The sequence below is a fragment of the Phenylobacterium sp. genome (assembly GCF_036821595.1).
Classification (GTDB): Bacteria; Pseudomonadota; Alphaproteobacteria; order Caulobacterales; family Caulobacteraceae; genus Phenylobacterium.
In genome coordinates this window covers 1-6,942 of record NZ_DAISJG010000093.1, presented here as the reverse complement: position 1 = coordinate 6,942, position 6,942 = coordinate 1, and the positions used below count along the sequence as shown (strand labels likewise).

Here is a 6,942-nt window from a genome sequence, read left to right as displayed (position 1 = left end):
TCCCGGACTTCAGCGTGAAGCCCCAGAGCAGGATCAGGCCCACGGTCCAGAAGACGTAGGGCGCGGTGCGCCAGCGGGCCATGCCGGCGAGGACCGCGAGGGTGGCCGCCGCGCCGCCGAGCATCCAGGGCCGCAGGCCGTCCGGGAACAGCAGGGCGGCGAGCGCCGCGCCGGCCAGCAGATCCAGCAGCATGACGGTGAGCAGGAAGACCCGGAGCGTCGAGGGCAGGCGCGGCCCGGCCAGCGACAGGACCGCCAACGCCACGGCGATGTCCGTGGCCGCGGCCGTGGGCCAGCCCTGGGCGACGCCGCCCTCGCCGAGGTTGATCAGCAGGTAGATGGCGCCTGGGACGAGGATACCGCCGCCGGCGGCCATCAGCGGCAGGGCCAGGCGCCGCGGATTGGAAAGCTCGCCGCGCAGGATCTCCTGCTTGATCTGCAGGCCCGCCACGAAGAAGAACACCGGCATAAGGGCGCTCTTCACCCAGGCGGCGAAGCTCATGGTCTCGGCGAAGGGGCCGAGCTGCAGGGTGACGGGATTGCCGATCAGGCGGACGTAGGCGCCGGCCCAGGGCGAGTTGGCCCAGGCGGTGGCGAACAGGGCGACCGCGACCAGCAGCAGGCCCGCGCCGGTCTCCGTCTTCAGGTATTCGAGTCTCGACCGCGTGGACACGGGCCCTGCGTAGCAACAGCCGCGGCCGCCCGCCAACGAATCCCTGTGGAGCACGGCGGCCCAGCCGCTAAGGTGGGAGCGTCAAACGCTCGTTTAGAGGCGCCGGAGGGATCCATGAGACTGACCAAGCCGCGCATCGCGCCGCTCGCCGACGACCAGCTCAGCGCCGAGCAGAAGGAGGCGCTGGAGGCCTTCCGCCCCGGCCCCGTGCTGAACATCTTCCGCACCCTGGCGCATGCGCCCAAGGCGCTCGGCCGGTTCAACGCCTGGGGCGGCTATGTGCTGTCGCGGCGCAACGACCTCCCCGCCCGCGAGCGGGAGATCGTGATCCTGCGGATCGGCTTCCTCTGCCGCTCCGGCTACGAGTTCACCCAGCACACCCGCATCGGTCTGCAGTCGGGCCTCTCGGCCGAGGAGATCGAGGCGATCAAGCGCGGGGCGGACGCGGGCTGGTCGCCGGCCGACGCGGCCCTGATCCGCGCCTGCGACGAGCTGCACGCCGACCAGTTCATCACCGATCCCACCTGGACCGAGCTACGCCGCCACTTCAGCGAGAAGCAGTGCATGGACCTGGTGTTCACCGCCGGCCAGTACACCCAGGTCTCGATGATGCTGAACACCTTCGGGGTGCAGCTGGACGAGGGCCAGACCCTCGATCCCGAGCTGAAGGCCTACTGAGATGGCGGGCCGGCTGCAGGGGAAGGCGGCGGTGGTCGTCGGCGCGGGCCAGACGCCGGGCGAGACCATGGGCAACGGCCGGGCCATGGCCCTGCTGTTCGCGCGGGAAGGGGCCGACGTGTTGTGCGTCGACCGGGTGAAGGCGCGCGCGGTGGAGACGGCCGAGATGATCGCGGCGGACGGCGGCCGGGCCGGCGCGCTCGAGGCCGACATCCGCAAGTCCGCGGACTGCGCCGCCATTGTCGCGGAGGCCATGTCGCGGTTCGGTCGGATCGACGTGCTGGTGAACAACGTCGGCATCGGCGGCGGCGGGGACGGCCCGGCGCACCGGCTGACGGAGGAGGCCTTCGACCGCATCCTCGACGTGAACCTCAAGGGCATGTGGCTGACCATCCGGGCGGCCCTGCCGGTGATGCGCGAGCAGGGCGGCGGCTCCATCGTCAACACCTCGTCGCTGGCGGCCGTCGCCGGCGGCGCCCAGACCGCCTACGAGGTCTCCAAGGCCGCGGTGAACCGGCTGACCACCAGCGTCGCCCAGTCCAACGCCCGCCACCGGGTGCGCTGCAACGCCGTGCAGCCGGGGCTGATGGACACGCCCATGGCCGTAGCCGGGATCGCCCAGGGCTCGGGCCGCAGCGAGGCGGAGGTGCGGGCGGAGCGCAACGCCCGGGTGCCGATCGGCGAGATGGGCACCGCCTGGGACACCGCCTACGCCGCCCTGTTCCTCGCCTCCGACGAGGCCCGCTTCGTCACCGGCGCCATCCTGCCGGTGGACGGCGGCATGGGCGTGCGGATCGGCTAGCGCCTAGAGCCCGCCCTCGCCCGCCAGGTCGGCGACAGGATCGGAGGTTGGCGTGCGGCCTTCCTTCTCCAGCGCCCGGGCCCCGGCGAGGATGCCCTCCAGCGCATAGTTGCCCTCGTGGCAGGCGTATTCGTAGATCGGACCCTTGGTGGCGTTCATCGCCACCTCGCCGGTGAACGGCGCCACATAGGTGGCGGGGTCCTCGACCGTGAAGCGATAGAGGATCTGGTCCGGCGCGACCCGGGTGAGCCGCTCGGTCACCTTCAGGGTTCCGCCCGAGGCGCCGCGCAGCCCCTGCTCGGGGCGCATGTTGACCGTCTCCACGACCAGGGTGTCGCCCTCCCAGCGGCCGATGGAATCCCCCATCCACTGCTTCACGCTGGCCGGCAGGGGCTTGGCGTTCAGCCGGATGATCCGCACGTCGTGGACCATCTCCACCAGGATGGCGATCTCGTCACGGTTCTGAACGATCTGGTAGGTGTTGTTGTACAGCAGCGGCAGCATCGGCGGCCCGGCGCTGGTCCCGAAGGAGAGGATGCAGCGCTCGCCGAGCGATCGGCTCTCCGGGCCGTCGAAGGCCCGCGGATTGTTGCGGCTGAACCGCTGGGCCAGGCGCTGGCGGGCCTCCGGCGTCATCGCCGGCAGCTTGCCGTTCGGCGGGTCGACGATGATCGAGGAGCGGGCCTGGCCGTTTATCCGGATGACCCGGGTCCCGGGATCCGTCCAGAAGCTGTTGTAGCCGCAGTCGGTGCCGCGGAAGCCGCGTCCGCAGTCCACCGGCAGGTCGGTGACCTTGGCGTTGGGGTCGGTGGGCTTCAGCCCCTCGGCGTTCTGGCTGGCGTTTGCCTGCTCCATCGCCCGGGCCTGGGCCTCGGGGATGACCAGGTCGCTGAACTGGGCCGGCCGCTCCAGCGGGGTGATGGTGGCGTTGGTCCAGACGCCCTGCAGGTCCGGCTGACCCCAGGCGTTGCGCGGCGCCTTGTAGGAGGCGGCGGCCGGCCCGTCCTGTGCGCCGGCGACGGTGGGAATGGCGGCAAGTGCGGTCAGGGCCGTGGCCGCCAGCGCGAGCGCGAGGCGCGAAGCTCTCATGATGTCCTCCCTGGGCGCGATCTGACGCCGCGCCTCGGGCCGAAGCGTACCGCTCGTTCGGAAAAACGGGAAGGGGTCAGCCCCGGTCGCCGACCTGGCGCAGGCGGGTGGGCAGGAGCTCGCCCACCGAGCGCAGGATCGGATAGGCCGCGCCCTCGACGAGGTGGGAATTGATCCGCTTCAGGTCGCGCAGGGCGTCGAGGTGCAGCGAGCTGGTGTCCAGGGTGTTGGCGTCACCGGACTGCAGGCGCTGGAAGTGGGCGGCGACGGCGTCGGCCTCGACGTCGCGGAAGGATTCCTTCTCGGCCACCAGCAGGCGCGCCGCCGAGCGGTCGCCGCTGACGAAGGCCGCCGCCGCCAGCCGGACGTTGGCGACCAGCCGGTCGGTGAGCCGCACGAGGTCGGCCTCGCCCTCGGGCGAGAAGGAGACGCCGCGCTTCAGCCGGCGGGTCGCGACGCTGAGCAGGTTGCGGTCCACCAGGTCGCCGGCGTGCTCGACGTTGGTGGCGAAGGCGAGGATCTCGGCGAGGCGCGCGGACTCCTCGGGAGAGAGGCTCTCGGCGGGAATCGAGATCAGGTAGGCCCGGATGGCGGTGTTCAGGCGGTCGAGCACGTCGTCGAGCCGCTTCGTTGCCTGGATCGAGGTGCGGCTGGAGCCCGCGAGGGACTCCTTCAGGCCCTTCAGCATCTCCTCCAGGGTGTCGGTCATCCGGAGCGCCTCGCGGGTGGCCGCGCCGAGCGCCACGGCCGGCGTCGCGCGCGCCTCGGGGTCCAGATAGATCGGCGCGCCGGGATCGGCCGCCTGCCGGGCGGGCAGCAGCCTGGCGATCAGCTTCGCATAGGTCCGGATCCACGGCAGGAAGAGCAGGGCCAGCGCGAGGTTGAACAGGGTGTGGAAGTTGGCCAGCGCCCGGGCCTCGGTGGGGCCGAGCCGGGCGATCCAGGGCACGATGAAGCTGAACGCGCCCATCACCAGGACAAGGCCCGCCAGCCGGTTGATCAGGTTGCCGAGAGGCAGCCGGCGCGCCGCCGGGTCGGTGGCGTCGGCGCCCTCCAGCAGGGGATTGAGCGCCGAGCCGAGGTTCGCCCCGACCACCAGGGCGACGCCGGTCTCCAGCGGGATCACCCCGCCGGTAGTGAGGCTCATGGCCAGGAGGACGGTGACCACGCTGGAGTGGGCCGCCCAGGTGAGGATCGCCGCGACGATCACCGCCACGGGCGTGTAGCGGCCGACCTGGGCCAGGAAGGCCTCGGCGGCGGGGGCGGCGACCACCGGCTCCAGCAGGGCGAGGAACTGGTGCAGGGCGGTGAGGACGAGACCCAGGCCGATCAGCACCCGGCCGAAGTCGTGGGGCGCGTCCTGCGCCCGGCGGAAGAGGATGACGCCGGCCAGCACCAGCAGCGGGGCCACGGCGGCGATGTCGAAGGAGAGCACCTGGACCACCAGGGTGGAGCCGACGTTGGCGCCGAGCATCACCGCCAGCGCCGGCGCGAGCGCCACGAGACCGCCGGCCTGGAAGGCGGTGAGCATCAGGCCCGTGGCGGTGCTGGACTGCAGCGCCACGGTCACCGCGGCGCCGGCGCCGAACGCCTTGATCCGGTTGCGCAGGGCGCCCGCCAGGAAGGTCTTGAGCTTCGGCCCGAAGGTGCGCTGCACCCCGGTCTGCACCATGTGCACGCCCCACAGCAGCAGCGCCGCGAAGCCGGCCAGCTCGAGGAGGGTCAGGGAGAGCTCGATGGTGGTTCACCTCCCGCGCCTGGGGCGAGGCGCCCCGGGGGCCTATGAGGATGCCTGACGGCGGATTACTGCAATGTTTCCGTGCGGCTCAGGTTCAATCCGGGGCGAAGGCGGCGATCAGGGCCTGCAGCTCCGGCTCGTCCACCAGGGGGGCGGCGTCGGCGGCGGAGGTCCACAGCTTCTCGCGCTGGCCCTGCTCGGGCCAGGTCTCGGCTTCCGCCTCCACCCGCAGGGCATAGACGGTGACCCGGACGTGCTGGGTGCGGCCGCTGGCGAGGCGCTTGTCGTAGTGGTAGGCGCCGAGCTTCTTCTTGGCGACCTCGCCGGTGACCCCGGCCTCTTCGAACGCCTCGCGGGCGGCGGACTTCGGGGACTTCAGGCCCTTGATCGGCCAGCCCTTGGGGATCACCCAGCGGCGGGTCTCGCGCGAGGTGATCAGCAGCACCTCCACCGATCCGTCCGCCCGCCGCCGCCAAGGCAGGGCGGCGTACTGGGCCCGGGGCTCCCGGTCGGGCTCGGCGCGCATGGGCCGCTTGCCGGGCATCAGCCGACCAGCCGGTCGCCCAGCCGGGCGAGGAAGTAGAAGCCGGCGCCCATCAGGGCCGCGGCCGGCAGGGTGATGACCCACGCCCAGACGATCCGCCCCGCCACGTTCCAGCGCACGGCCGACATCCGGCGGGCGGCGCCGACGCCGACGATGGAGCCGGTGATGGTGTGGGTGGTGGAGACCGGCACGCCCAGGTTGGTGAAGAAGAACAGGGCGATCGCCCCGCCCGTCTCGGCGCAGAAGCCCTGCTGCGGCGACAGCCTGGTGATGCGCGATCCCATGGTGTGCACAATGCGCCAGCCGCCCATGAGGGTGCCCAACCCCATCGCTGCCTGGCAGGTGATCACCACCCAGAACGGCACGTGGAACTCCCCGCCCAGCTGGCCGTGCGAGTAGAGCAGCACGGCGATGATCCCCATCGTCTTCTGCGCGTCGTTGCCGCCATGGCCAAGCGAGAAGAGGGAGGCGGAGACGAACTGCAGCTTGCGGAAGGCGGAATCCGCGAAGGAGGGCGTGGAACGCAGGAACAGCCAGGAGACGATCAGGACCAGCGTCAGCGCGAGCATGAAGCCAAGCGTCGGGGAGATGACGATGCCGGCGGTGGTCTTGAGCACGCCGGCCCAGACCACCGGGTCCAGCCCCGCCTTGGCGAGCCCCGCGCCGAGCAGGCCGCCGATCAGTGCGTGCGACGAGGATGACGGGATGCCCAGCATCCAGGTGAGCACGTTCCAGGTGATCGCCCCGCCGAGCGCCCCGAAGATCACCGCGTCGGAAATGATCGCGGGGTCGATGATCCCCTTGCCCACGGTGTTGGCCACATGGAGCGGGAAGACCAGGAAGGCGATGAAGTTGAAGAAGGCCGCCCACATCACCGCATAGTTGGCCGGCAGCACGCGGGTGGAGACGATGGTGGCGATCGAGTTGGCCGCGTCGTGCAGCCCGTTCAGGAAGTCGAACGCGAGCGCGACGATGACCAGGAAGACGAGCAGCACGAACGGGTCCACCGAGGGCCGCTCCTAGAGGTGCTCGATCAGCACGCCGCTGACCTGGTTCGCCACGTCCTCGAAGCGGTCCACCACCTTCTCCAGGTGGTCGTAGATCTCCGCGCCGACGATGAACGCCATCGGGTCGCTGCGCGCCGGGCCGCGGTAGAGGGCGGCCATGCCGTGGTCGTAGAGCTGGTCGGAATCCTCCTCCAGCCGGGTGACCTCCTCGGTGATGGCGTGCAGGCGGCTGGCGTTGCCGCGGAGGGAGCGCAGCAGGGGGACGGCCTCGGCGGTCAGGTCGGCGGTCTTCACGATGACGTCGCCCAGGGTGACCATGTGCGGGTGAAAGGCGCGCTGCTCGAACAGGGTCACCGCCTTGGCGGTCTTGTGCATCTGGTCGATGGCGTCGTCCATGGAGCTGATCAGCTC

Annotated in this window: 8 protein-coding genes; 2 read left to right on the top strand and 6 right to left on the bottom strand. The window is 71.2% G+C overall.

Going from position 1 to position 6,942, the window contains the following annotated elements:
• Positions 1-673, bottom strand: a 673-nt coding sequence (locus V7Z97_RS18590) for a Na+/H+ antiporter NhaA (protein WP_334164932.1), incomplete at its 3' end; no start/stop codon positions are given.
• 114 nt (positions 674-787) lie between these two features.
• On the opposite strand from V7Z97_RS18590, the gene V7Z97_RS18585 reads away from it, so the two are divergent.
• Positions 788-1,351 (top strand): carboxymuconolactone decarboxylase family protein, encoded by a 564-nt coding sequence (locus V7Z97_RS18585; RefSeq protein WP_334164931.1) that lies wholly within the window; start codon positions 788-790, stop codon positions 1,349-1,351.
• A gap of 1 nt (position 1,352) precedes the next feature.
• The gene (locus V7Z97_RS18580; RefSeq protein ID WP_334164930.1) at positions 1,353-2,153 is read left to right on the top strand and encodes an SDR family NAD(P)-dependent oxidoreductase; all 801 of its coding nucleotides are present in this window, start codon (positions 1,353-1,355) and stop codon (positions 2,151-2,153) included.
• 3 nt (positions 2,154-2,156) lie between these two features.
• Here V7Z97_RS18580 and V7Z97_RS18575 read toward each other — a convergent pair whose 3' ends face one another.
• The 5 genes from V7Z97_RS18575 to V7Z97_RS18555 all read right to left on the bottom strand — a co-directional run.
• Positions 2,157-3,242 carry a hypothetical protein gene (locus tag V7Z97_RS18575; protein WP_334164929.1) on the bottom strand — a complete coding sequence of 362 codons (1,086 nt, stop codon included), beginning with the start codon at positions 3,240-3,242 and terminating at the stop codon, positions 2,157-2,159.
• A 76-nt stretch (positions 3,243-3,318) separates the two neighbouring features.
• Entirely contained in the window at positions 3,319-4,968 is a 1,650-nt protein-coding gene (locus tag V7Z97_RS18570; protein ID WP_334164933.1) for a Na/Pi cotransporter family protein, read from the bottom strand.
• 106 nt (positions 4,969-5,074) lie between these two features.
• Entirely contained in the window at positions 5,075-5,524 is a 450-nt protein-coding gene (locus V7Z97_RS18565; protein WP_334164928.1) for an NUDIX hydrolase, read from the bottom strand.
• Positions 5,524-6,531, bottom strand: coding sequence for an inorganic phosphate transporter (locus tag V7Z97_RS18560; protein ID WP_334164927.1), 1,008 nt, complete (start codon positions 6,529-6,531; stop codon positions 5,524-5,526). Before V7Z97_RS18560 ends, V7Z97_RS18565 begins: the two co-directional genes overlap by 1 nt.
• A gap of 12 nt (positions 6,532-6,543) precedes the next feature.
• A partial coding sequence (locus tag V7Z97_RS18555; protein ID WP_334164926.1) for a DUF47 domain-containing protein occupies positions 6,544-6,942 on the bottom strand: 399 nt, incomplete at its 5' end.

What these genes read in the sequence shown, in the direction of transcription:
- V7Z97_RS18575 (WP_334164929.1), bottom strand. Translation starts at nt 3,242, where the DNA reads ATGAGAGCTTCGCGCCTCGCGCTCGCGCTGGCGGCCACGGCCCTGACC.
- V7Z97_RS18565 (WP_334164928.1), bottom strand. Translation starts at nt 5,524, where the DNA reads ATGCCCGGCAAGCGGCCCATGCGCGCCGAGCCCGACCGGGAGCCCCGG.
- V7Z97_RS18585 (WP_334164931.1), top strand. Translation starts at nt 788, where the DNA reads ATGAGACTGACCAAGCCGCGCATCGCGCCGCTCGCCGACGACCAGCTC.
- V7Z97_RS18580 (WP_334164930.1), top strand. Translation starts at nt 1,353, where the DNA reads ATGGCGGGCCGGCTGCAGGGGAAGGCGGCGGTGGTCGTCGGCGCGGGC.